We start from the raw sequence: 24717 nt of genomic DNA, 5'->3' as shown, positions 1-24717 counted from the left end.
ACCTTCACCCTGCTCAAGCCGCTGGACCATGCAGCCGGCAATGACGAAAACGATATCACCATCAACCTGGGCAGCTTGCTGCAAGCCACTGACAAGGACGGCGACACCGTCACCGCCGCCGCTGAAAAACTGGTCATCACCGTTGACGACGACACCCCAACGGCAACCGGCACCCCTGTCACGGGCACCGTTGACGAAGACGGCCTGACCAACGGCATCCCTGGAGGCACCGGCGACGTTGCTGGCGAGGCGACCACCGCCAGTGGCAGCGTGACCGGTATCTTCCAGTCCGGTGCCGACACACCGCTGAGCTATGGCTTGTCGAGTAATACCAGTGGCTTGTCAGCGCTAAGCTCCGGCGGCGTGGCACTGGTGTACAGCGTCGTGGGCAACACCCTCACGGCCAAGGCCGGTGTGGTCGATGTATTCACCTTCAGCCTCACCGCTGCCGGTGCCTACTCCTTCACCCTGCTCAAGCCGCTGGACCATGCAGCCGGCAACGACGAAAACGACATCACCATCAACCTGGGCAGCTTGCTGCAGGCCACCGACAAGGACGGCGACACCGTCACCGCCGCCGCTGACAAACTGGTCATCACCGTTGACGACGATACGCCGACACTCGCGTTCGGCAACCTGATCGGGACCGGTAGCGTCCTTGCACAATACGGGTTCTGGGATAAGTCGGACGGAGCCGACGGGCTAGGTGCGGCCGGTCTGGATGTCTCGCTGGTGAACGGTGAGTTCACGCTTGTCAGGCCAGACAACACAACAACGACCGGGACCGGCACGCTCACCGAGCTATCGCCCTCACCGGATGCCAATGGCGCGTACCAATTCGCAGGAACGCTGACCGGTGACTTTGACAACAATGCTCAAACAGCAGATACCAGCGTCGACTACACGCTGACCGTGTTTGCCAATGGCAGCTATGCACTGGATCTGGTTCAGGGCTTCAGTTCGACGGTGGTGCTCAGCAGTGCCGACGGCTCACTTGCAGCCGGCGGTCCTGATCCGGTTCGCACGCTGTTGATTCCGGAGACAAATGATCCAACCATTCCTTCTGCATCTGAGGAAATTGTCTTCTTCTCGGCAAAAGCGCTTGCGTCTACAACGGACATCCTGTCCGGTATCGGGCTCGGAGCCTACGACCCCACGGAAGCAGCGCTGCAGACTAACCCGTTACCGTCGTACATCGATCCTGCAGCAATGAACGTCAGCACATCCGGCATCGGCGTTGCCAACAACCTGTTCCAAGGCGATAACCTGGCGGCAATCAGCGCTGCCGATGAGAGCTTCGTCATCAACCCAGAGACCCTGCTAACGGGAATGAAGGTCTTCATCGACAACTCCGTGGGGGGATACAACACCGCGACAGAAGACCTGTACTACAGGATTTACTACGAGGATGGCACGTTCTCTGACCTCATCGAAGTGAATACCCTGACACCGGAGGCCGGTGGACAGGTGTCCTTCCTCATCGAGAGGGAAGGAACGGCACTGATCGACGCGGTTCAACTGACGATGGGCCGAGGCGAGATCAAGATACCGGTGATCGAGTTCATTCAGGAAAGCGAGAACCTGGCCAGTGATGTCAAGCTGACGTTCAACGCGACGGTGACCGACAAGGACGGGGACTCGGCGACGAGTACCTTTAACGCCGACTTGTTTGCCAACGATGCGGCCGACGCCACCTTCGACTTCACGCTGGTTGGAACAAGCGGTGCGCGTGATGCCTTCAACGTCGATCTGTCACTCACAGAGAACCAGTATCAGGTCACCGGCTTCGATGTGACCGCCGGCCACCGAGACACGCTGGTGCTCAACGGCGACCAGAACGCGGTTGTCCAATCAATCAACAACGCCGGTGCAGACAGCATCGTGACGATTGCCGAGTCCGGCGGACAAACAACGACGATCACCTTGGTCGGAGTCGATGTTCTGAATAGCGACATTGTGTTTGGCGGTGCCTGAGGTACTGCGCGCAGTACAGGATGCGAGGGTGGCGTAGAAACCACCCTCGCATTGCTTCCTGGCAATCGAATACAAGACCTGCATGGCCGAACCCACTCTGGATGTTCGAGCACCACAACAAAGAACGGCAACACAGCAGCGCGCCATGCACCCATAGCCGTTTCAGGTCGCGGTTCTTGCGTGAGGCTCAATCCGACTCCACTCACGTGGACTCAGGCGGCTCTCCGTTGCTGGTGAGCCCATGTTTCATTGCGTACATGAGCAAATCGATTCGATTGATGAGATCGAGCTTTTGATAGATGTTGCTGAGGTGGTTGTGTACCGTGTGTTCGCTAATGCCCAGGCGCTCGGCGATGCCCATGTATTTGGCAGACGGATCATCCACAATGGCGCGAATCAGTTCCCGCTCGCGCAGTGTCAGCCGCGCCTGTTTCGCCTGTTCCAGATTGCATCTCAAGGGTATATGCCCGGTCGCGGCATAGCCGGAGAGCCCACCGGCCCACGCCCTATCCAGCCCGATGTTGCGATGGTGAACCTTGATGATGGCCTGGATGATCGACTCCGTCGGGTCTTCCGCAAGCACGATACCGCGTGCGCCCGCCTCTATCGCCTGGGCAACGGGAATGGATTCGTACAAACCCTTGAGCACCAGCACCTTCATTTCCGCGCTGCGGGTGAGCCCCGAGACAACCTCCAGCGGGTTAAGCGCATCAGGAAAGAAACTGAAAAAAATAACGTCTGGGCGCAACTGATCGGCAAGGTCCAGCGCATTGGTGTAGGTGGTGGCCTGGCCGCTCACTTCCATCCGAGGCTTTCTGGCATTGATCAAATCGTGAAGGCCCATCAGAACAAGAGGGCGACAATCGATCAGCATCACCCGTATTGGTTTTCTGTGTTCAGGCATTCTCTTTCTGCCCCCTATTGAAAGACGGTACCCGCCCACATTTGAAAGCATGGGCTTCCACCGGCTGCACCAGCAGGGGCTGCAAATATATCCATAAGCCGGACAACGGCATCGAAACAACACAAATAGGAATAGCTATCAATAGCTTGCGCATGATGATGTGCTCCCTAAGCCGGTAAACTGAGTCTAGGCCAGCACGGCATGCTGCCAGCCCACCTAACCGCCAGCCACCGACTCCCCCCTCATGCACGTCGCTCGACCGATGCTCTCAAAACGTACTCTAGCCTCGCAAAATCAAGACCTTAGGCTCACCAGCGACGGCCTGCAGCCACAGCCTGTCCCGCCCAAAAACGTCAATCAACCGACGAATGGCGGGTGAAAATGTACAGAAAAACGATGGCGTCAATTTAACGTCAAACCCTGCCTCAACGAGCCCCTCTGGTCGGCCCTGGGTACGCGCACGGGCACGGCAAACGCGTTTAATGTGGGTTGTAGGGGCATGGCGCAGTGCCGCCGCTCGGCGCCTCTGTACTGGCCAACCGTCACGCCACGTGCATGAACGTGCGGATGAATGTCGGCTTGAGCGAAGGATGGCCAGCGTGAAGGTTCAATCGGAATCGGAAGGGGTAACGGGACAGTTATCCAACAAAAGTGCTTACAAGAGACGGTCGTGGCTTGGCGAGATCAGGGACGCACGACATCCTGGCCAGCGCTGCGGGGACTCAACCAGCCATTCACACTTTCGACACTTTCGGCCGACGGCTTTCCCGCCCAGCGATTGAGGCTGAACACATTACTGAGGAACTCGTATTGCGTCTTGAGCAGGTTACGCCGAGCGCGAAACTCGTTACGCACGCTGGCCAGTACATCGACGGCATTGACCATTCCATAGTTCAGCGCTTTCTCTGCGGCTACCCTCGACAACTGTGCAGAGGCCAACGCCAGGCGGTTCGCCTCGATCTTTTCACCGTTCGAACTGGCGGTGAGGTATGCGCTGGTGATCTCCTTGACCACCCGACGCCGGATCGCTTCCAGTTCCTGCTCGGCAGTCACTTGATCCTGATAGAGCCCACGGACCCGCGCCGAGGTCGAGCCGCCGCTGTACAGCGGCACCTGAATGCCAACGCCCGCAACATAACTGTCAGTACGTGGCGTCAGGGAATTGTTGTAACCTTCGTTGGTCTGTTGAGCACTCAGGCTCAGGCTCAAGGTCGGATAGTGCCCGCCCTTGCCACTGCGTAACGCGGCGTTCGCTGCTTCGACCCCGCTCTCGCGAGCCTTGAGCGCAGGGTTTGACGCGATTCCCTCGCGAACCCAGGTTTCCAGACTCTGCGCAGAAACCTGTAGTTGCACGTCATCACGAATCCGATTAAGCCTCTCTTTGACGGGGCGACCGACAATCTCTGCCAGTGATTCGCGGCTGATAATGGCTTGGTTACGGGCATCCAGCTCCTGCGCCGCGAGCAAATCCACCCTGGCCTTGAGGTCAAGCTGATCCGTAATCAAGGCCAACTGCTTCTCGTACAACACGTTGATCCGGTCCAGACTTTTTTGCGTGGTTAGACGCTCCGCTATCACTAACTCCAGCTCATCCTCTGCCGCCAATGCCGTGAAGTAACGCCTCGCCAATTCCACTGTCGCCTCCGCCTGGGCATCCAGCGCTTCCGATTCGGACTGCTTGGCCAGGCTTTGAAATTTTTTATAGTTCTCCCACGCGGCCTTGTTATAGAGGTACTGACGCAACACCAGGCTGTAGCTCTCGCTATCGTAACTCTGCTGTATCAGGTCGTTTTCCTGGTGAATCTGGTTCATCCCTGCATTAATCGACACTTGCGGCAATAGCGCTCCCAGGGCCTCGCGCTGATGTTCCTGACCCGCCTGGGCTCGCGCAAAAGAGGCCAGTACCTGCGGATCCTCCAACCGCGCCTCCCGATACAGCTGTACAAGGTCGGTGGAAAACGTCGAGGCACTGACCCCTTTCGATACGACAGCAGGGGTTTGCGCCAAGGCAACGCCCGCCGCAACCATGAACGCACTACCCAACAAAATGGCCGACGTGCCCACGGTCATTCCTCGATCATCGATTGAGAGAGAGCGTTGCGAGCCGGTTGCATCAAGTACTGCAACAGCGTGCGTTGGCCCGTGATGATCAACACGTCCGCCGGCATCCCAGGCAACAACTTGCGCTCACCCAAGGTACGCACGCCGTTCTCGGTTACCCGAACCCGAGCCAGGTAATAGGCGGCCCCGGTCTTCTCATTGGTCAGCCGGTCAGCCGATACACCGGTGACCTCGCCTTCGATCACCGGTGTGGTCGCGCTGTTGAACGCGCTGAAACGGATATCGGCACGCTTGCCGATGGCGATACGGTCAATATCCAGCGTCGTCACCTGAGCCTCTATGATCAGCTCGGAAATCGATGGAACGATGTCCAGCAGTGGCGTTGCCGGGCGCACGACACCACCAATGGTGTGCACTGTCATGCCAATCACCATGCCTGCGTCGGGTGCGCGGATGACGATACGGCTGAGCCGGTCTTCCAGAGCCGAGGTTTTCTCCTGCAAGTCGTATATCTTGGTCTGAACCTCGGCCAGCTGCTTGACCACATCGGCATTGAAATCCTTGTCGATCTGCAGAATCTGCAGCTGTGTTTCGTTGATCTGCAGACGCGTACGGTTGATTGTGGAACGGTGATCCGCCACCTCAGACCTGAGCATCCCCAGTTTGCGTTCCTGCTCGAGCAGACGTTGTTTATCAACGAACCCCTGCTTGAGCAGGTCCGTCAACTCATCGATTTCAGCGCTGTAGGATTTCTCCAGATGCATCTTGGCGTCGATCATCGATTCCAGCCCCTTGACCTGTTGCTGCAACTGCCCGATGCGCTCCCGCAATACTGCTATCTGGCCCAGCCGCGAGCCCTGTCGAGCATTGAATACCTGGGTCTCGCTCTGGCGCGCTTCCATACCGCGCGAACTCGTGGGATCGACCACGTCACCAAAACCGATCGCCGACAGCGTGTCGCGCTCGGCGATAAGCCTTGCCTCCATGGCTTTGGCCGCGACCAACTGGCTTCGGGTCATCTCGTATTCAAAGCGCAGTTGGGCATCATCAAGAATGATCAGCGGGTCACCACGTTTGACGATGTCGCCGTCATGGGCCAGTACCTCTTTGACAATGCCCCCTTCAAGATGCTGGACGGTTTTGCGGTAAGTCTGCACCGTGACCACACCCGGCGCATAAGCGGCCCCGTCGAGGGGCGCGAAAGCCGCCCAGGTGCCGAACAGGCCGAAAGTCACACTGACAATGACGACGCCCAACCGGCGTACTTTACGATCCGACGTTGGCAGGTCGGCGAGACTGTCAATTTGCCGGTCGGGCATCTTAGGATTCATTGTCTTCGTCCTTGCCGGTATCGACCGCAGCAACACTGGCACCTGCAGGCATGGCATGCCGTTGTGCCTGCTGTTGCCTTGCGTTGAGTTCGGCCAGCACCTGGTCGCGAGGCCCAAATAGGCTGACAACCCCAGCGTTCATCACCATGAGCCGGTCAAGTTGCGACACGATATTGGTTCGGTGGGTAATCACAAACAGCGTCGCACCAGTCTGTTTTAACTGCTGGATGGCTGCCGCCAAGGCACGATCACCGACGTCGTCAAGATTGGAGTTGGGCTCGTCAAGCACAATCAACCTCGGGCTGCCATACAGGGCACGGGCCAATCCGATGCGTTGGCGCTGCCCGCCCGACAGCATGACCCCCTCGCTGCCAATCACAGTGTCGTAGCCATCAGGCAACAGCAAAATCATTTCGTGAACGCCAGCGGTCTTGGCAGCCAGAATGACTTTTGCCGAGTCGACCTCGGCGAAGCGGGCAATGTTTTCGCCGATGCTGCCCTCGAACAATTCAATGTCCTGAGGCAAGTACCCGATATATGGGCCCAGCTCTTGTTTGTCCCAGGCGCTGATATCCGCGCCATCCAACCGGACGACCCCATGCTGCGGCGCCCACACCCCTATCAATGCTCTGACCAGGGTCGACTTGCCGGCGGCACTTGGGCCGATGATTCCCACCACGCAACCGGCAGGGACGCTGAAGCTTATGTTTTTGATGATAGGTGTATTCGAGCCAGGTGCCGCGACAACCAGATTCTCGACCTGCACGTGCCCCTGGGGCGGAGGTAAAGACATACGCTCGGGTTGCGTCTGTTGCTTGTCGAGGATGTCGTTCAGACGGCGGTATTGCGAACGCGCCGCAATGAAGCCTTTCCAACTGCCGATGATCAGATCAATGGGGGCCAGCGCACGCCCCAGTAGCACGGCCCCGGCAAACACCATACCGGCTCCGACCTGATGGTCCACCGCCAGGTACGCCCCCAGCCCCAGCACCAGTGATTGCACCAGGAGCCGGAAAGTCCGGGAAAGCGTACTGACAATAGCCCCTCTATCGCTTGCCATGGACTGCAACAACAGAACGTTTCTTTGCCGACGCCCCCAACGATCCATCAGGGTTTCAAGCATGCCCATGGACTCGATCACCTCTGCGTTGCGCAGGTTCTTCGTGGTGTAGAGCGTCGCGCAGATATGTTCCTTGTTGGCCTGGGCCAGTGCCGGCCCCGTCAGCCTCTCATTGAGAAATGCGAGTGATAACAACAGTAGCGCACTGCCTGTCGCTACCCAGCCAAACCAGGGATGAAACAGGAACATCACCGCGATATAAATCGGCAACCAGGGGGCGTCGAAGAAGGCGAACAATCCGTTACCGGAGAGAAACTGCCTCAAGCCCGTCAAGTCGTTGAGCGGCTGTGCCGAAGCATCCATGCCGCCACTGTCCAAAGCCCGTTTGAAACTGGCTTTATAGACTTGGCGGCTGAGCAACACATCCAGCCGGGTACTGACCCGTACCATGATGCGCGAACGAACCCACTCCAGAGAACCGAGCGTGAGCAACAACCCGGTCATGATCAGCGTCAGCATTGCCAGGGTCGTCAGACTTCCGCTGCTCATCACTCGGCCATATACCTGAAGCATATAGAAGGTAGGAACGAGCATCAGTGCGTTGATAAAAAAGCTGGCAAAACCAACAAAAACAAAGCTGTCTCGACAGGTTTTCAGCGCACTTTTCAGACTGTTTTCAGGTGTGCTTCGCATTGAGACCCCTGCTCGTAAAGCCAACCTTTGAGGAGCTTAGATCATGTCGAACAACTGTGTTCGGTAATTGACCAGATCGCCCAGGGTCGCAAGACTGACCAGCAGGGGCCGTCGTCGGCCCTAAACGGCGAACTCAGGTTCCGTGCGCACCAATTGACGCTTCACACTCTCCAGATGCAGGCGTGCACTCTCGGCATTGCCGATCAGCATTTGCCGACAGGCCGCACTGGCAACTTCATGGGGTACACGCTGCAAGGGTCTGCCGCTGGCCATTGCCTTGAGCTGCACCTCGGCGGCCCGCTCCAGGTAGTACAGGTCATCCCAGGCCTCGGCGATGCTCGGCCCCAGCACCAGCGGGCCATGGTTCTTCAGCATCAACACGTCCGCCGTCCCCGCCGCTCGGGCGATGCGCTCACCTTCGGTGGCGTCCAGCGCCAGGCCGTTGTAATCCTCGTCCACGGCCAGGCGCTCATAGAACTTCAGCGATGTTTGCCCAGCCCAGGCAAAAGGCTGCCCCTCCAGCATGCACAGCGCCGTCGCGTGCGGCATGTGGGTGTGGAAGGCTGCAGTCGCCCGAGGGTTGAGCCGGTGCAGTTGGGCATGAATGAAGAACGCCGTGGCCTCAGGCTGGCCCTCTCCCGCCACCACGCGACCGTGGAAATCGCAGATCAGCAGGGACGAGGCCGTAACCTCGGCAAACGCCAGGCCATAAGGGTTAACCAGAAACAGGTCCTGGTGCCCAGGCAGTACGAAGGAAAAATGATTGCAAATGCCTTCGCCCATTCCCAGCCGGGCCGCCATGCGAAAGCAGGCAGCCAGGTCGATTCGGGTCTGACGAATCTCTGGGCTGTCCAGCGTGCCCGCCAGCGCCAGTGCACTGGGCGTGCGGTTGATTTCAAAAGCGTGTGCCATGGTCGAAGGTCCTGAGTCATGAAGAGGTACCGGGAAGACTAGCCAGATTCCCCAGCACGCCAAGGGACAGTTGGACGGATTGGTCGTGTCAGTCCGCGCGTCTCTGCGACCTTTACGGGCGTTGTCAAAGCAGCCCACCGTCAGGGCGAAACGGTTCTCCAGCGCCGCTCGTGCGCAGGTTGCGCCCTGACCCGGCGGTTCCCCGTATCTGGCCCTACAGGCACCTCGGCGATTGTTTTTATGGTGAAGCCAGGCACGTGAACCCACGGGCACATCATCGCAAGTCGAGAGGTTGAACATGAACAAACCGGTTTCCAACGAATACGTCCACGCCCTGGATCGCCAATTCGTCTTTCACTCCTGGTCCACTCAAGGCAACCTCAACCCGCTGGTAATCGCTGGCGGTGAAGGTTGCACGCTGTGGGACTACGAAGGGCGCCAGTACCTGGATTTCAGCAGCCAGTTGGTCAATACCAATATCGGCCATCAACACCCTAAGGTCATTGCCGCCATCCAGGAGCAGGCTGGCACATTGGTGACCGTGGCCCCTGCCACAGCCAACCTGATGCGTGGCGAGGCGGCCAAACGCATTCTGTCCCACGCCCCTGGCAACTTCAGTAAAGTTTTTTTCACCAACGCCGGCGCCGACGCCAATGAAAACGCCATGCGCATGGCGCGTCTCTACACTGGCCGCGACAAAATTCTCTCGGCCTACCGTTCCTATCACGGCAGCACGGGTGCCGCGATTGTTGCCACTGGCGATCCTCGGCGGGTACCCAACGAATTCGCCCGGGGCCACGTGCACTTCTTCAATCCCTACCTGTTTCGCAGCGAATTTCACGCCACCGACGAAGAAGAGGAATGCCAGCGCGCGTTGCAACACCTGCGCCGCGTGATCGAGTGCGAAGGCCCCAACGCCATTGCAGCCATTCTCCTGGAAACGGTGCCAGGTACCGCCGGGATTCTGGTTCCGCCCAAGGGCTACCTGGAAGGCGTGCGCAGCCTGGCCGATGAGTTTGGCATGCTGCTGATTCTCGACGAAGTCATGGCCGGTTTCGGCCGCACGGGCAGTTGGCTGGCGTTGGACAATTTCAACGTGGTGCCTGACCTGATCTGCTTCGCCAAGGGGGTCAACTCCGGCTACGTTCCCGCTGGCGGCGTGATGATTTCCCAACCTGTCTGTGATTATTTTGACAACCACTTCTTCCCCGGTGGCCTGACCTATTCCGGTCACCCACTGGCCATGGCCGCCATTGTTGCCACCCTGGACGTCATGGCCGAAGAAGGCATTGTCGACAACGCCCGCCGTATCGGCCAAGAGCTGCTGGGCCCAGGCCTTCGTGCCTTGGCCGACAAGTACCCGTTGATCGGCGAGGCCCGGGGGATCGGCTTGTTCTGGGCACTGGAATTTGTCAGCGACGAGAAGCTCAAGACACCTCTGCCCGCCCCTGTCATGGCCCAGATGAAAGCGGCATTCCAGGCGCGCGGCCTGCTCACGTTCATCGTGGAGAACCGCTTGCACGTCGTACCACCGTGTATCGTCAATCCTGCACAGGTCACCCAGGCACTGGGGATCTTCGATGAAGTGATTGGCGAGTTCTCAGCCAGGCACGCCCATTGATACACCGTTGTGCGCCCGGCAGAGCATCCTCCAGACGACTGCCGGACGCCTACTTCTGAGACGGCGCGGCCGATGCCGCCCTGTCGTGCTCAGAAGCCTTCCAGTACCTGCGCCAGTTGACGAATGCCGGGTCGGATTCGCTCGGAATCAATGGCATGAAAGCCCAAGCGCATGAAGTTCGCGGGCGGTGCCTGATCAAAGAAAAACTGCGAACCTGACTCGATCAGTACGCTCTGTTGGGCCGCGGCCCAAGCTACTTTTTGCGTATCTACACCGGGAGGGGCTGCCAGCCAGAAAGCGCTGGCACCTTCGCTGCCAATCGGCCGACACATGCCAAGCGTCTGACTGATGGCCTCGTGCAACGTCTCACGACGGCGGGCATGTTCTTCGCGGAAGCGCCTCAGGTGTGCATCGTAATGGCCCTGGGCGAGAAACTCGGCGAGCATCCGCTGATTGTTCAGCGGTGGATGACGGTACATCAACCGACGCAAGGCCCGCAGTTCATCGATCAGCTCGGCGTCAGCCACCATGTAGCCCATACGCAGGCCCGGCGAGAATGCCTTGGACAGGCTGCTCAGGTAGATCACCCGACCGTTGCTGTCGCTGGCCTTGAGTGCCGGTTGGGGATGGTTGTCAAGGTTGAGCTCTGCATCGTAGTCATCCTCGATCAGCACCTGATCGTGAAGGCGGATCTGGCGCAACAGTTCACCCCGGCGCGGGGCACTCATTGATATGCCGGTCGGCACCTGGTGACCTGGGGTGACATACAGGTACTCGCAATCATCAAGACGCGCATCAACCACCAGCCCCTGCTCGTCGATCGGTTGCAACTGCACCTGAGCCCCTTGCAGGTCGAAGATACTCTGGGCATCACGAAAACCGGGGTTCTCGATGGCCACCTTGACGCCATTGCGCATCAACAGGGTCGCCAGCAGGTACAACGCATTCTGCGACCCCAAGGTCACCAGGATTTCGTCGGGCCGTGCCCAGATTCCGCGCTTGGGCAAGACCCGCGTACGCAACTGTTCAATCAACATTTCATCGTCGCGGTCGAAACGGTCGCGCATCCACCCCTGGTCGCGCTCACCGCGCAGGGTATTGCGCGAGACCTCCCGCCAGCGCTCCAGAGGAAACAAGTCCTGGATCGGCTGACCATAGATGAAGGGATAGGTAAAGCTCGGCCAGTTGCTGGGCCGCAACACCCCGTGCTTCAAACTGGGGAGCATCTTGAAACGGGCGGCCCAATCCGGTGCGCGCTCACTGCTGCCATCGTCGCAACCACCCCGTTGGCGTCCAGGCGCGAAGCACAACAAGGATTCGTCGAACTCGGCCCCACAGTAATCAGGGTGCAGGTAATAGCCGCTACGCGGACGGCTGACCAGGTAACCATTGTCCAGCAAGCTTTCGTACACCAACGCCACGGTATTGCGGGAAATCGACAACTGCTGGGACAACTTTCGGCAGGACGGCAACGGCTCATCTGCCGGGAACCCGCCGCCCAGAATGGTCGACACCAACGACTCTCTGAGCTGCTCCTGAAGGCCTCGTTGCTGGTCAAAATCCAGGTGGAACAGATGATCGATCATAGCCACTCCACTCACTTACCGACCCCTGACCAAAGCAAATAGCGCGCCATGCTTTTTGCCTTGTTGGCTGGCCAGTCGAATGCACCGAACTGCCCCTATCGCTGCGCCGGAGCGCCTCACTATGGTTGAGTCCAGGCCAGCACAAGACCCCTGGGCGAAGGCGGTCAGGCTCACCCCCTTCTGACAATTGGAGCACCACACATGAAGCACTCAAGCAAGGATTCGATCTCAGCCAAGTCCCTGGGTCTGTTGCGTAAGATGACCCTCGCTACCTTGGTGCTGTCAGCCTCCTTTGGCGCCCAGGCAGACCTTGCAGATGTCAAAAGCAAAGGCTTCCTGAGCGTGGCAACTGAAGACGACTATGCACCGTTCAACTTCATCGTCGACGGCAAGCCCGAGGGGTTCCACAAGGACCTGCTCGTCGAACTCAAGGCCTACGCCAAAGAACAGAAGTTCGACGTCAAGCAAGACATCCTGCCCTGGACGGGCCTGCTCGCTTCGGTGTCCTCAGGTCAGTACGACCTGGCCTTCACTGGCGCCCTGGTGACCGACGAGCGCCTGCGCGTCTTCAACTTCGCCCCGCCCTTTGCTTCTGCCCAGCACTTCTATGTCAAGCGCGCCGATGACACGCGCCTCAGCGACATTGCCAGCCTGTGCGGCAAAACCGTCGGGCTGCAGGCCGGCAGTGCCTTGCTGGCCCGCTTGCCGGAGCTGAAGAAAATGATGGCGGCGCAAGGCTGCGAAATCGGCAAGGTGGTGGAGTACCCCTCCTATCCGGAGGTCTACGCCGACCTGGCCAACGGCCGGCTGGACTACGCGATCAACGCCCTGATTTCCGTCAATGACCTGGTGAAAACCCGTGGCGACACGTTCGCCAAGGGCATCGCAGTGTCAGGGGCTGGGTTCGCCGCCTGGCCGGTGCCCAAAGGCAGCCCCGAGTTGCTGGCTTTCCTCACTGGCTTCATGGATCACATCCGTGCCAATGGTCGTCTGGCAGCGCTGCAAACCCAATGGTTCGGAGAGGCATTCCCGGACATGCCGAAAGCGCCGATCACCGATGTCGGACAGTTCCATACCCTCGCTGGCATGCAGTGAGTCACTGTGCATCAACCAATGCCCGCCCTGCCTTGAACGGCCGGGCGAGGCACCTGGGCCCAGTTTTGCTTGTGTTTCTGATCGAGGACCTGGCGTCTCGCCGCCCTTGCTCCCTGTGCGGCGTTGCTTGACCTGATAACCATCCGGCCAAGCCCTGCCAGAGCCCATCTTAATTCGCGTTATTCAAGGACCTGAGGCATGAACGGACAAGCCTGGTTATTGCTACTCGAAGGCGCCTGGACGACCCTCTGGATCTCCGGTATCGCCATTGCCATTGGTGTCATGTTAGGGCTGGGCATCGCCTTGGTGCGCATGGCCAGAATTCCCTTTGTCGATCAACTACTGGTTCTCTATATCAGCCTGGCCCGTGCCACCCCGCTGGTGACCTTTGTACTGTTTCTGTTTCTCTCGGCGCCGACCTTCGGCATCAACATGAACCGCAACACCGCCGCGATCGTGGCCATGACCCTCAATACCGCCGCCTTCAATGCGGAGATCTGGCGAGCGGCCTTTCTCAGTTTTTCCCGCGAGCAAAAGGAGGCGGCCCTGGCCTGCGGGATGACCAGCCGGGTGTTCTTCCGCCGCATCATGCTGCCGCAGATGATCAGTAGCAGCCTCCCCGGTCTGGTCAATGAAATGTCGTTCCTGATCAAGGGCAGCCCGGCCATCGCCGTTATCGGCATTGTCGACCTGACCCGCGTGACCAACCGCATCTCAGCGGTAACTTACGAGCCACTGCCCCCCATCCTTGCCGCCGCACTGCTGTACATGCTGATTATCAGCGTCCTGCTCAAGCTGCAGGCAATGGCAGAAAAGAAAGCCAACCGTCTGGCCATGTAAGGAGCCATCGACATGACTGAATGGAGCATTCTCTGGGACGCCCGCGAGGTTTTCTTCAACGGTTTGATCGCCACACTGGGGCTGTTCAGCCTCTCGATCATCTGCGCCTTCGTGCTCGGCTGCGTGCTGGTCTACCAACTGGAGGACGACAGCGCCCTGTCCAAAGCACTGCGCTTGCTGATCAACCTGATGCGCACGCTCCCCTTCCTGATCCTCGCCTACCTCTTGTACTACGGGCTGCCACAACTGGGCCTGCGCCTGAGTGCATGGACCGCCGGGCTGCTGGCGCTGATCATCTACCACGCAGCCTACTTCGCCGAAATTCTGCGAGGTAGCCGCCTGATCATGCCCGAAGGTTACGTGGAAGCCGCCAAGGCACATGGTTTTACACCCTTGCGGCTCTACCTGCGGATCGTCCTGCCGCAATTGGTGATCAAGACCCGCCCGCTGTTGGGCAACCAATTGATCATCGCACTCAAGGACACCGCCTTCCTGACCATCATCACCGTGCAGGAGCTGACAGCAGCAGCCAACTCGGTGCAATCGACCTACTTCATTCCAACCCAGGCATTTTTCGTGGTGATCGGGCTGTACTGGCTGATCAGCATCTGCCTGGAACTGGCACTCAAACGCGCCGCCCGGTTCGGCGCCAAACGAGGGTTCGACTATGTCTGAATACACACCCCCTGCCGCTGTACCCGCAGTCAGTATCAAGAGAATGTCCAAGAGCTTTGGCGACATCGAGGTCTTGCGCGACATCGACCTGGTGGTCAACAAGGGCGAGGTGGTCAGCGTGCTGGGCTCTTCCGGGTCGGGAAAATCCACAATGTTGCGCTGCATCAACTGGCTGGAAGAACCCGACCGCGGCACCATTCATATCGCTGGCCAGCGTATCGGCGTCAATGAACAGGCCGGACGCAAGATGAACAACAAGGAGCTGGCTACCCTGCGCGCCAAGACCGGCATGGTGTTTCAGGGCTTCAACCTGTGGCCGCACCTGAGCGTCATCCAGAACGTCATGGAGGCACCGATCTACGTCAAAGGCATGCCCAAGGAGCAAGCCAGGGTGATCGCCATTGAATTACTGGAAAAAGTCGGGCTGGCCGACAAGCAAGATGCCTTCCCCTTCACCCTCTCCGGCGGGCAGAAGCAGCGGGTTGCGATTGCCCGTGCCCTGGCCATGAGCCCGGAGGTGATTCTGTTCGACGAGCCGACCTCGGCCCTCGACCCCGAGCGGGTCGGCGAAGTGCTGACGGTCATGAAGAATCTCTCCCGCGAGGGCTACACCATGATTGTGGTCACCCACGAAATGGAGTTCGCCCGTGCCGTGTCCGATCAGGTGGTGTTTCTTGAAAAGGGCTTGATCATCGAAAAGGCGCCGCCCACCAAGTTTTTCAGTAACCCGGAGACCGAACGGGTACGCAAATTCCTGGAGCTATCGGCCTGACCGGCCGAACAACCCCTGCACCCGTCGCAACGTCTTTCCCCACGCTGGGCACTCGATACAATCCAACGAGGTAACACATGAACAAGGTGGCATTCATCACAGGTGCAACATCGGGTTTCGGCCGGGCCACGGCACGGCGCTTCGCCGAAGCGGGCTGGTCGCTGGTCCTCAGCGGCCGGCGCCTGGAGCGTCTGCAAGCGCTGCAAGAAGAACTGGGTAGCAAGGTTGCGGTGCATATCGCAGCCTTGGATGTGCGTGACGCCAAGGCCGTGCAGCAGATGGTCGACGACCTGCCGGAAGGCTTTCGTCAGATCGACAGCCTGATCAACAACGCCGGGCTAGCCCTGGCGCCGGAAGCCGCACAGCACGTTGCGCTGGAAGACTGGCACACCATGATCGACACCAATGTCACCGGCCTGGTCAACGTGACCCACGCGGTACTGCCCAAGCTGCTGGAAACCGGCAAAGGCGCCAGCATCGTCAACCTCGGTTCGGTGGCCGGCGAATGGCCGTATCCGGGCGGCCACGTCTATGGCGCGAGCAAAGCCTTCGTCAAACAGTTCAGCTACAACCTGCGCTGCGACCTGATCGCCACCGGCGTGCGGGTCACCGACATTGCACCGGGCATGGCCGAGACCGAGTTCACCCTGGTGCGCACCAAAGGTAACCAGGCTGTATCAGATGCCCTGTACAGCAGCACAACACCGCTGACGGCCGAGGACATTGCCGAGCAGATTTTCTACGTCTGCACCCTGCCCGACCATATCAACATCAACCGTCTGGAAATCATGCCGAGCCGCCAGGCCTGGTCGCCATTTGCAGTCGATCGCGACAGCTGAGGGAAATGCCCAGGTTGTGCCGGGCACCGCAAGACAACGCACCGAGGGTTTGGCTGCTCCGGTGCGACTCATGCCCGGGCAGCAGGCCCGCCCTCTGACGACCGCCTTGGCCTGCCGCCCTTGGGCCAACCCCACCCGAGGTTCATCCCGGCAGCAGCCAGCAGGATGGCCACCGCACCCGCCAACTGCAGAGCACTGAGCGCATGGTCGAAAGCCACCCAGTCGACCAGAATGGCCACCACCGGATAGATGAATGACAGGGAGCCAATCAGCGCGGTAGGAATTTTCTGGATCGCACCATACAGCAGTGTCGACATCAGCCCGGTATGTACCGCCCCGATGGTAATCAGATACGCCCACGTCTGCGCCTGTTCAGTCGCATCGGGCATATGCGCCCAAGGCCAGAGCATGGTTACGCCGACCAGCAGTTGCACCAGCACAATCAGGTGTGGCGGCACATCCTTCAGGCGCTTGGCGATGATTGCAGCGATCGCGTAGAAAAAGGCCGAAGCCAGGGCAAGCGCGACACCCGTCAGGTAATGTTCGCCCACTGCGCCAGACGTGGAGGAAACAATCAGCAGCATGCCGAGGAAAGCCAGCATCAACCACCCTGCCCCGGTTGTCGAAAGCCGTTCGCCGAACAGCAGTATTCCCAACGCCACCAGCATGAACGGCTGGGTGTGGTAGACCACCGTGGCAACGGCAATGGATGCCTGATCGTAAGCACTGAACAACAGCAACCAGTTGCAGACCAGCGCTACACCGCCTAGCAGCATCCAGCCCCACTGCCGCTGCGTCACCCGAACATTGCGCAAGACGCCCAGGCACCAGCAGGCCAAGCTCATGACGCCAGCACCGAACAGGCAGCGCCAGAACACCACCGACAAAGCGGACTGGCCAGACTGCACCACAAACCACCCGACGGTGCCGGAAATGGACATGGCGGCAATCATTTCAAGGGTTCCACGCGAGTGGGTCTTCATTCTGCAACATCCTGTTTGCGCACGGTCATTCATGGAATGATGAACAACCGCAGTACACCAAAACGAACAATCGGATGCCATAATGGCCGCTACAGACCAGTCAAGTCAATTCATAACGAACAAATGACCGATATAACGAACGATCTTACCCCCATCACACTCCTCGCCAATGCGATCAGACGCGAACGTTTGCAGGCGGGACTATCAGTAAGCGATCTCGCCCGCCGCGCCAGCATCGCGAAGTCCACGCTCTCGCAATTGGAATCAGGATCCGGCAACCCCAGCATCGAAACGTTATGGTCACTGGCCACAGCCATGGGCATTCAGGTCACGCGCTTTTTCGAGCAGCCTGTGCAACAGGTAACAGTGATTCGTGCAGGGGAAGGATCGCCTGTCATCGCGGACGATGCCGAATACGCAGCAACGCTCTTGGCTGACTGCCCGCCGGGTGTACGCCGTGACATGTACCGGGTGATCGCTCAGCCCGGCCAGCCACATCGATCCCAGGCGCACCCGACGGGTACTTTTGAACATGTGTTTGTTTGTCAGGGCTGCGCCTATGCTGGCCCGGCCAGTGGACCAACGCTTCTGCGAAGCGGGGACTACATGAGATATCCGGCGAATCAGCCTCATGTGTTTGAGGCGCTGGAGTCGAACACCCTTGCGGTCATGCTGATCGAGCATAGCTGAAGCGGTTTGCTGAGCCCGACTTGGCCAGGTCTGGTTGCTAATTGCGGTCGTTCAAGACCGTTGAGGGAAACGCCAGATTGTGCCGGGCCGTCAACACGCCACGGGCTTTACTGCCTCAGTGCGTTATGCAGAGATGAAATGACTGATCAGCGTCGCCGCAGATAACAGCACCAGCAGCACGCCGATCACCAGCTGCAGTGACATGGGTTTGCGGCGGAACAACCATTGACCCATCAGATTGCCCGCCAGCGCCGGCAACAGTAATGTCGCAGCGAGACTCAATTGGTCGCGGCTCAGCGCATGCAGCAACCACAGACTGACCAGGGCGCAAGCACTGCTGGCTGCGAAAAACACGATAGCCGTTCCCCGCACACTCGCTGTCGACAAGCCGCTGCGCAGCAGATAAACCACCAGTGGAGGACCGCCGGCAGACGCCATGGCCGTGACCAGCCCAGATGCCAAACCGGCAGGCAAGGCCCAATGGGTCGCCAATGCCCTCGACACCTTGTGCACGGGGGGCTTGATCAGTACCAGCCCCCCCCCCAGAAAGCACAACCCGGCTACCACGGGAGCCATCCATTGCTCAGGAAGCCTGGCCAAGGCCAAGGCACCCAGCGGCACCGCCAGCAACATCCCGACAATCAAACGAGCACCAACCCCGGTATGAAGGGTCTTCAACGCCCCTGGCCACAGACTGACGCTGCACACCAGGTCTAGCATCAGTACCACAGGGATTACCTGGGCCGGAGCCAGGCGGGTCAGCAGGCCAAGTGTAAGCACCATGGCAAAGCCAAACCCGCTGTAACCGCGCACCACGCCAGCGAAGAACGACAGAAACATGAACATGCGGCCCCATCCCAACAGAAGTCATTTGCAGGACTCTAAGGGGACAGCCTGCTACTCGACAGGGCCAGTTGCAGCCAAAACCTGAGCCAACGGCGCCGAGCGGACGACGTTGACGCTGTATAGGGGCGTACGCCGGGTTAGCGCTGGATAAGCGCCCGCGCATAGCCAGGCTGTCACTCCAAGTCATCCCAGTAAGGAGGCGTGCCAATGGCGTTCAGAAAGTAATCCCAAACCAATCACACTTTTCGCGAGCGAAGCCGGTTCTCGGGGGATATCAGGTGTATTTGACTTGGCATCGCCTCCACGGAGCCTTCCCATTCGGGCAGAAGCCGGATCAACTCTTTGTTCCTGAAGCACTCTTTGCTGAATAGCCAGGAAGGAAAAAATACGATCCCCCTTTCCAGCCAATGCCGCTGCCAGCAGCACCTCAGCGTTGTTGCTTCGGAGTGGACCCTGAACGTCAATGATTTCTAGGCACTGAAAGCCAGCCCCCTGCCCGAACGTGAAACGCTGCACCACACCTGACGTGGCATGCAGCGATGGCGCCTGTTGATCTGCGCCTAGGGCAGCACCGCATTCGCCCTGCTCGAAGTGCTGCGAGCCCGGTGGCCTAGCTCACTCGGGCGGGAAGGCGATGGGTGAATATGGACGTATGGTGTGATACCGCAGAGATACTACCCATTCGCTCTCTCAGATGTTTCTGAGAAACGACACACGCGCCATTTTGTTTCTGCGCGTAACACTTCTGGGCTTTTTTGGTGCAGGTTGCAAGACGAACTAAGTTTACATGCCAAAAATTTCAGCTATGGCACAAATATTGATAATACAAACCACATCGATTGTTGAACAATCATAAGTGGAGCGTCCCCCATGTCTCGCGCAGTAGCCTTAACCCTCACCCTGACTCTCGTCGCCACCGCGCACGCCGCCGACGGCACCTTGCAGCCCAAGCACCTGAGTATCGGTTCAGACTTGACCTACCCGCCTTACACCTACCTTGCCGAGGGCAAGCCAGCCGGCTTCGACCCTGAGTTCATGACCCAGCTCGGTCAGCAGCTCAAGCTCACGCCACAGTTCCATGACACCCGCTTCGCCAACCTTGTAATGGGCGTGAATGCACGCCGGTTCGATGTGGTGGCCTCGGCCCTGTACGTCACCCCTGAGCGCGCCGCTCAAGTGGACTTCGTGCCCTACCTGAAAAGTGGCGCCTCGCTGATGGTGCGTGCCGACGACAGCTTCCGCCCGCAGCGCCCCGAAGACCTGTGCGGCAAGCGCGTCGGCTCGATCAAGGGCGGCTCGTGGATTCCCAAGCTGATGGCTCTGTCCAAAAGCTACTGCCAGGCCAACGGCCAGGCGCCGATCGACTCCCGCGAATTCCCGACCTCCCCTGAAGCCGCTCAGGCCCTGCTAGCCAAGGCCGTGGACGTGCAGTTCGAAGACGCTGCCGTGGCCGCCATCACCGCTGAAAAACTCAAGGGTCGTATCACCCTCAGCTCACAGACGCTGATCTACCCAGTGGTCATCGGCCTTGCCGTTCGCAAGGGCAATGACGCGCTGCTCAAGCAACTCGATCAAGGCCTGGCCGCCATGAAAGCAAGCGGCGACTACCAGACTCTACTCAGCCGCTACAACTTGGGCGAACCCAGCCCAACCGACGTTGCCCAGGCCTTGGGCCAGGGCCCTCAAGCGGTTTCGCAGTAACCCGGAGCACACAGCATGCAATTTGATTGGCATTACACCGCAGGCCTTCTGGTCAACGGTGACTTCTGGAAGGCGGTCGGCACGGTCGTCGAACTGAGCGTCGAAACCTGGCTGGCGGGCATCGTACTGGGCTTTATCCTCGCCCTGGCCCGACAGTCGCGCCACAGCATCGTCAACCGCGCCGCAGCGCTGTACATCTGGTTCTTCCGCAGCCTTCCGCTGTTAGTGCTGCTGATCTTCGTCTACAACCTGCCCCAGATATTCCCAGCGACCAGCGTGCTGCTCTCCAACCCCTATGCGGCAGGCCTGATCGCCTTGGTGCTGAGCGAAGCGGCGTATATCGCGGAAATTCATCGGGGCGGGCTACTGGCCGTGGCCAAAGGCCAACTCGAGGCTGGAAAGGCACTGGGTATCGGCTACACCGGCACTCAGCGATTGATCGTGATCCCTCAGGCGCTTCGGGTGGCACTACCGACACTCGCCAACGAATACATCACCATCGTCAAGCTGACGTCACTGGTGTCGGTGATCTCGCTGTCGGAGATCCTGCTGGTGGGCCAACAGCTCTATACCCAGAATTTTCTAGTAATGGAAACCATGCTGGCGGTCGCGTTCTACTACGTGCTGATCGTCACGGTGTTCAGCTACCTGCTCAAACGCCTGGAACGCCACTTGGACGTCAGCCAGCGCACCCCCCGGCCCGTCCCGGACAGCCACGCTCACCTGCCGACCGCCCCTCTGGCCACGCGCCATGGTGATTTCGCCCTGCGAGTACTGGGAGCACGCAAGCACTACGGCGAGCTCGAAGTGCTCAAGGGTATCGACCTGGACATCCGCTTCGGCGAGGTAGTTTCCATCATCGGTCCGTCAGGCTCCGGCAAGACCACCCTCATCCGCACCCTCAATGGCTTGGAAAGCCTCGACCGCGGCCAGGTCGAACTGTGCGGAAGGCCGTTCCTGCGTGGTCGCCTGGAAGACGGCGGCAGCCTGTCCAGCCGCTTGCACCTGGAAGGAATCGTCCAGGTCGGCATGGTGTTCCAGGGGTTCAACCTGTTCCCACACAAGACTGTACTTGAGAACGTCATGCTCGCACCACGCCATCACAGGCACGCCAATGAGGCCGAACTGCGCACCCTGGGCCTATCGCTGCTGGCCAAGGTGGGATTGCGGGATCACGCTGGTAAATACCCGCACCAACTCTCCGGCGGCCAGCAACAGCGTGTGGCCATTGCCCGGGCACTGGCCATGCGCCCGCGGGTGATGCTGTTCGACGAGCCCACCTCGGCCCTTGATCCGGAACTGGTAGGCGACGTGCTCAAGGTGATCGAAGAGCTGGCCCGCGAAGGCATGACCATGGTTATCGTCACTCACGAAATGAAGTTTGCCTTCCAAGTCTCCGACCGCGTGGTGTTCATGGAGCGCGGACAAATCGTCCAGGCCGGCGCACCGCGCGACCTGCTCGACAACCGCAGCGAACGCATGGGGCGCTTCTTGAAGGACGTACAGTTGGCATGAACAACAAACTCCCCACAGTGCAAGTGTTGTCGCTGGCGGACCAGGTGGCCTGCGAACTGCGCGAGGACATCATTGGTGGGCGCTTGCTGCCCGGCATGGCCCTGGTTGAAGCCGAGCTGACCAGCCGCTACAACGCTTCGCGCAACACCGTGCGAGAGGCCCTGCACCAACTCGGCAGAGAGGGACTGACTAGCTACGTGCGCAACAAGGGCGTGATGGTCCGCCGCATAGGCCTGGCTGAAGTGCGCGATCTGTTCCTGGTGCGCCGCACTCTGGAGATCCAGGCAATCCTAGGCAGCAAGCCACTGCGCGAGTACCAATCCGACTCGATGCTCGGCGCTATCGAGGCAGCCGAGCTGGCCCGCGACCGCGAAGACTGGCAGGCCTTCGGCACCCACAGCCTGCGCTTTCACCAGCACATCGTCGGGCTGTTAAGCAGCCCACTGCTGGACGCTTTCTTCACCAACATCGCCGCGCAGATGCGTCTGGTATTCGCCGTGGCCCCTGACGAAGAAAACTTCCAGCGCCCATGGCTGGAACGAGACTGCGAGATCCACGACCTACTTGCTGCTGGCCGCCGCCACGAGGCAGCCGAAGCCATGACTCGTTACTTAGACGATTCCGAGCATGCCCTGCTCGACCTACTGAGCCACCCTACCCGTGGGTAACCCACAGACATGGCCACGCACACCCCAAAGGAGAAGCGCATGAAGCCCACACCTCTATCCAAGGCCCCGAATGACGCCGCACAGCGCAAGTCAATCAAGCCGGTACTCTGCTACCCGGTCGAGACATTACCCCGTCCGGACATCGGCACTTACCGCGCGTTGCGCGACGGACTCAAGCATGTCAGAACCGTAATGGTGCCGGCCCGCGATGCAGCAACTTTCACCGTTCCAGCGGGATATTTTTTTCGCATTGTCTCGACTGAAGGGCCGCAGGTCGGCGATCTGAACCTCTTCAACCAACATGACCTCACAGAGCGGTTTTATACGGGCAAGACCCGAGCATTGAATGGTACACACCTGGGAGTCGGCGATCAGTTGTTCTCCAGCTTTCCCAATCTGCGCCCCATGGCGACCATCACCCATGACACGCTCGACTGGTATGGATTTGATGAATACGGCGGCTCAGTCCACGACGTGATCGGTACGCGCTGCGATCCCTACACCCATAATCTACTCAGTCATGGTGGTCAATATCACTACTGCTGTCATTCCAACCTGACCCGCGCGCTGTCTGCATCAACAGGACTAGCACCGCATGACGCCGAGACACATGTGCATGATGTTCTAAACGTGTTCATGTGCACCGGATTCACCCGCGACACGGGCCAATACTTCATGAAGGCCAGCCCAGTGCAACCTGGCGATTATCTCGAATTTTTTGCAGAAATCGACCTGCTTGGCTGCCTTTCTGCCTGCCCCGGCGGTGACTGCTCAGCCGAACACTCGTCTGACACCGCGAAATGCTATCCACTACTGGTGGAAATCTACGAAGCAGAGCAGCGGCCTGAAGGGTGGATCGCGCCTGGTGTCAGTGGATACGATCGAACTCATGGGATCGGTCAATAGCTATATCTAGGTATACTCCACGAGGGGCAGCTACGCGTCGATAGCTGCCCCTCGCGGCAAATCACTATTGCGGGCATTTTCGTCTCTTGCACATGGAAATTACCAGGCTCAATAGCTCATCAAAATTTTCGAACTTTACAACATTGCTCGGAGCATCTCCGCCCAATTTGGCATGAGGCTCGCTCAGCATGCGACACACTTCCCAATTATCTAACGCGGGCAGTGCTTCGAAAATCGCAAGCACTTCAGTGCATAGCGGAACAGTTGATTGAGCCAGGTTCGACACTTCTCCGCCGTGGTAAACACACCGCGAGACTCGATACGATCCAGCACCTCCATCAGCACTTGACGGCTGATGTCGTAGATGGAGCGCTCAGCGACGCAGGGCAAAATATCCTTGGCGAAGATGCGCAAGATTTGCGACAGCGTACTCTGCCTCCCCTCCTTGAGACTCAGGCGGCGAAAGGCGACCCACTGATTGAATACGGTCTCGAAAGTATGGTCACTGGAGAGGCGGACTGCCTGGCGCTGCTCACACGGATTGGTGCCTCGAGCAATGAGTACTCTTGCTTCATCTCGCCGTGTGCGCGCATCGCGAAGGCCAACTTGCGGATAACTACCAAACGACATGCGCTTCCGCCGACCGGCCCAGTAGTAGCGGAAATGCCAGATCTTCACGCCTTGAGCCGTGACGCCGAGAAACAAGCCGTCGCTATCCGCTAGTGTGTAGTCCTTGCCAGTAACTCGGGCATGCCGAATCGCCATCTCCGAGAGTGCCATGGTGACCTCCTGAACCTGTCAGAGGCCAAATGCTCGTCTCGTGCTCCACCTCGCTCTACCGAAAAAGCGAATCGCCTAAAACAACGGCCGTTCTGGATTGTCTGCTGCTAGTGAGGCGTTACGGCTGACTGTGCCAGCCTCATCTCGCCGCCCAAGGCGATCCGGATAAAAGTCGAGTGATATACCGCAAATCGAGTAGGAGGCGAGTTCACACCCGCCGTCCTCTCACACCACCGTGCGTACGGTTCCGTACACGGCGGTTCAG

Annotated in this window: 19 protein-coding genes and 2 pseudogenes; 12 read left to right on the top strand and 9 right to left on the bottom strand. The window is 59.2% G+C overall.

The features are described 5' to 3' along the window. Positions 1-1974 (top strand): annotated as a pseudogene (locus CYD26_RS23565) (hypothetical protein); the annotation flags it as partial. A gap of 202 nt (positions 1975-2176) precedes the next feature. Here CYD26_RS23565 and CYD26_RS23560 read toward each other — a convergent pair. The 5 genes from CYD26_RS23560 to CYD26_RS23540 form a co-directional block, all read right to left on the bottom strand. Next, positions 2177-2878: a response regulator transcription factor gene (locus CYD26_RS23560; protein WP_065760677.1), complete on the bottom strand. Its 702-nt coding sequence runs from the start codon at positions 2876-2878 to the stop codon at positions 2177-2179. Between the two features lie 684 nt (positions 2879-3562). Next, positions 3563-4948, bottom strand: coding sequence for a TolC family protein (locus CYD26_RS23555; protein WP_371917262.1), 1386 nt, complete (start codon positions 4946-4948; stop codon positions 3563-3565). Next, positions 4945-6258: an HlyD family type I secretion periplasmic adaptor subunit gene (locus CYD26_RS23550; RefSeq protein ID WP_102053807.1), complete on the bottom strand. Its 1314-nt coding sequence runs from the start codon at positions 6256-6258 to the stop codon at positions 4945-4947. The genes CYD26_RS23555 and CYD26_RS23550 overlap by 4 nt, the downstream gene beginning before the upstream one ends. A gap of 1 nt (position 6259) precedes the next feature. Then, positions 6260-8023 (bottom strand): type I secretion system permease/ATPase, encoded by a 1764-nt coding sequence (locus CYD26_RS23545; RefSeq protein ID WP_102053806.1) that lies wholly within the window; start codon positions 8021-8023, stop codon positions 6260-6262. 120 nt (positions 8024-8143) lie between these two features. After that, positions 8144-8935, bottom strand: coding sequence for an aldolase (locus CYD26_RS23540; protein WP_102053805.1), 792 nt, complete (start codon positions 8933-8935; stop codon positions 8144-8146). A gap of 298 nt (positions 8936-9233) precedes the next feature. Here CYD26_RS23540 and CYD26_RS23535 point away from each other — a divergent pair, with 298 nt between their 5' ends. Next, a complete protein-coding gene (locus CYD26_RS23535; RefSeq protein ID WP_102053804.1) occupies positions 9234-10556 on the top strand; it encodes an aspartate aminotransferase family protein in 1323 nt (440 codons plus the stop codon). A gap of 89 nt (positions 10557-10645) precedes the next feature. Here CYD26_RS23535 and CYD26_RS23530 read toward each other — a convergent pair whose 3' ends face one another. Then, positions 10646-12142, bottom strand: coding sequence for a PLP-dependent aminotransferase family protein (locus tag CYD26_RS23530; protein ID WP_102053803.1), 1497 nt, complete (start codon positions 12140-12142; stop codon positions 10646-10648). Between the two features lie 201 nt (positions 12143-12343). Here CYD26_RS23530 and CYD26_RS23525 point away from each other — a divergent pair, with 201 nt between their 5' ends. The 5 genes from CYD26_RS23525 to CYD26_RS23505 all read left to right on the top strand — a co-directional run bounded on the left by CYD26_RS23525 (position 12344) and on the right by CYD26_RS23505 (position 16363). Next, complete coding sequence (locus tag CYD26_RS23525; protein WP_102053802.1) at positions 12344-13237, top strand: transporter substrate-binding domain-containing protein; 894 nt, start codon at positions 12344-12346, stop codon at positions 13235-13237. Between the two features lie 198 nt (positions 13238-13435). Continuing rightward, positions 13436-14077 (top strand): amino acid ABC transporter permease, encoded by a 642-nt coding sequence (locus CYD26_RS23520; protein ID WP_102053801.1) that lies wholly within the window; start codon positions 13436-13438, stop codon positions 14075-14077. Between the two features lie 12 nt (positions 14078-14089). Next, the gene (locus tag CYD26_RS23515; RefSeq protein WP_102053800.1) at positions 14090-14752 is read left to right on the top strand and encodes an amino acid ABC transporter permease; all 663 of its coding nucleotides are present in this window, start codon (positions 14090-14092) and stop codon (positions 14750-14752) included. Then, positions 14745-15524 (top strand): amino acid ABC transporter ATP-binding protein, encoded by a 780-nt coding sequence (locus CYD26_RS23510; protein ID WP_099774272.1) that lies wholly within the window; start codon positions 14745-14747, stop codon positions 15522-15524. The genes CYD26_RS23515 and CYD26_RS23510 overlap by 8 nt, the downstream gene beginning before the upstream one ends. A gap of 77 nt (positions 15525-15601) precedes the next feature. Then, complete coding sequence (locus CYD26_RS23505) at positions 15602-16363, top strand: SDR family NAD(P)-dependent oxidoreductase (protein WP_099774271.1); 762 nt, start codon at positions 15602-15604, stop codon at positions 16361-16363. 68 nt (positions 16364-16431) lie between these two features. Here the strand turns inward: CYD26_RS23505 and CYD26_RS23500 are convergent, their stop codons facing one another. Next, positions 16432-17346, bottom strand: coding sequence for a DMT family transporter (locus CYD26_RS23500; RefSeq protein ID WP_102053799.1), 915 nt, complete (start codon positions 17344-17346; stop codon positions 16432-16434). A 123-nt stretch (positions 17347-17469) separates the two neighbouring features. On the opposite strand from CYD26_RS23500, the gene CYD26_RS23495 reads away from it, so the two are divergent. Continuing rightward, complete coding sequence (locus tag CYD26_RS23495; protein WP_099774270.1) at positions 17470-18036, top strand: helix-turn-helix domain-containing protein; 567 nt, start codon at positions 17470-17472, stop codon at positions 18034-18036. Between the two features lie 123 nt (positions 18037-18159). Here the strand turns inward: CYD26_RS23495 and CYD26_RS23490 are convergent, their stop codons facing one another. Continuing rightward, on the bottom strand, positions 18160-18882 hold the full coding sequence (locus CYD26_RS23490) for a sulfite exporter TauE/SafE family protein (protein ID WP_099774269.1): 723 nt from the start codon (positions 18880-18882) through the stop codon (positions 18160-18162). An 870-nt stretch (positions 18883-19752) separates the two neighbouring features. Here CYD26_RS23490 and CYD26_RS23480 point away from each other — a divergent pair. Genes CYD26_RS23480 through CYD26_RS23465 form a run of 4 tightly spaced genes read left to right on the top strand, consistent with a single transcriptional unit; the run spans position 19753 to position 23672 of the window. Then, complete coding sequence (locus CYD26_RS23480) at positions 19753-20583, top strand: ABC transporter substrate-binding protein (RefSeq protein ID WP_102053798.1); 831 nt, start codon at positions 19753-19755, stop codon at positions 20581-20583. A 15-nt stretch (positions 20584-20598) separates the two neighbouring features. Continuing rightward, positions 20599-22098, top strand: a complete 1500-nt coding sequence (locus CYD26_RS25735; protein WP_102053797.1) for an amino acid ABC transporter permease/ATP-binding protein — start codon at positions 20599-20601, stop codon at positions 22096-22098. After that, the gene (locus CYD26_RS23470) at positions 22095-22766 is read left to right on the top strand and encodes a GntR family transcriptional regulator (RefSeq protein ID WP_099774266.1); all 672 of its coding nucleotides are present in this window, start codon (positions 22095-22097) and stop codon (positions 22764-22766) included. The genes CYD26_RS25735 and CYD26_RS23470 overlap by 4 nt, the downstream gene beginning before the upstream one ends. Positions 22767-22805: 39 nt before the next feature. Further along, positions 22806-23672: a DUF1989 domain-containing protein gene (locus CYD26_RS23465; protein WP_099774265.1), complete on the top strand. Its 867-nt coding sequence runs from the start codon at positions 22806-22808 to the stop codon at positions 23670-23672. A gap of 246 nt (positions 23673-23918) precedes the next feature. On the opposite strand, the pseudogene CYD26_RS23460 reads toward CYD26_RS23465, so the two are convergent. After that, positions 23919-24452: pseudogene (locus CYD26_RS23460) on the bottom strand (integrase arm-type DNA-binding domain-containing protein); the annotation flags it as partial. Positions 24453-24717: the final 265 nt, after the last annotated feature.

It is taken from the genome of Pseudomonas sp. FFUP_PS_473, assembly GCF_002858665.1.
GTDB classification, from domain to species: Bacteria; Pseudomonadota; Gammaproteobacteria; order Pseudomonadales; family Pseudomonadaceae; genus Aquipseudomonas; species Aquipseudomonas defluvii.
Note: the sequence above shows the minus strand (reverse complement) of the source record. Positions and strands in the feature narration are given on the sequence as shown.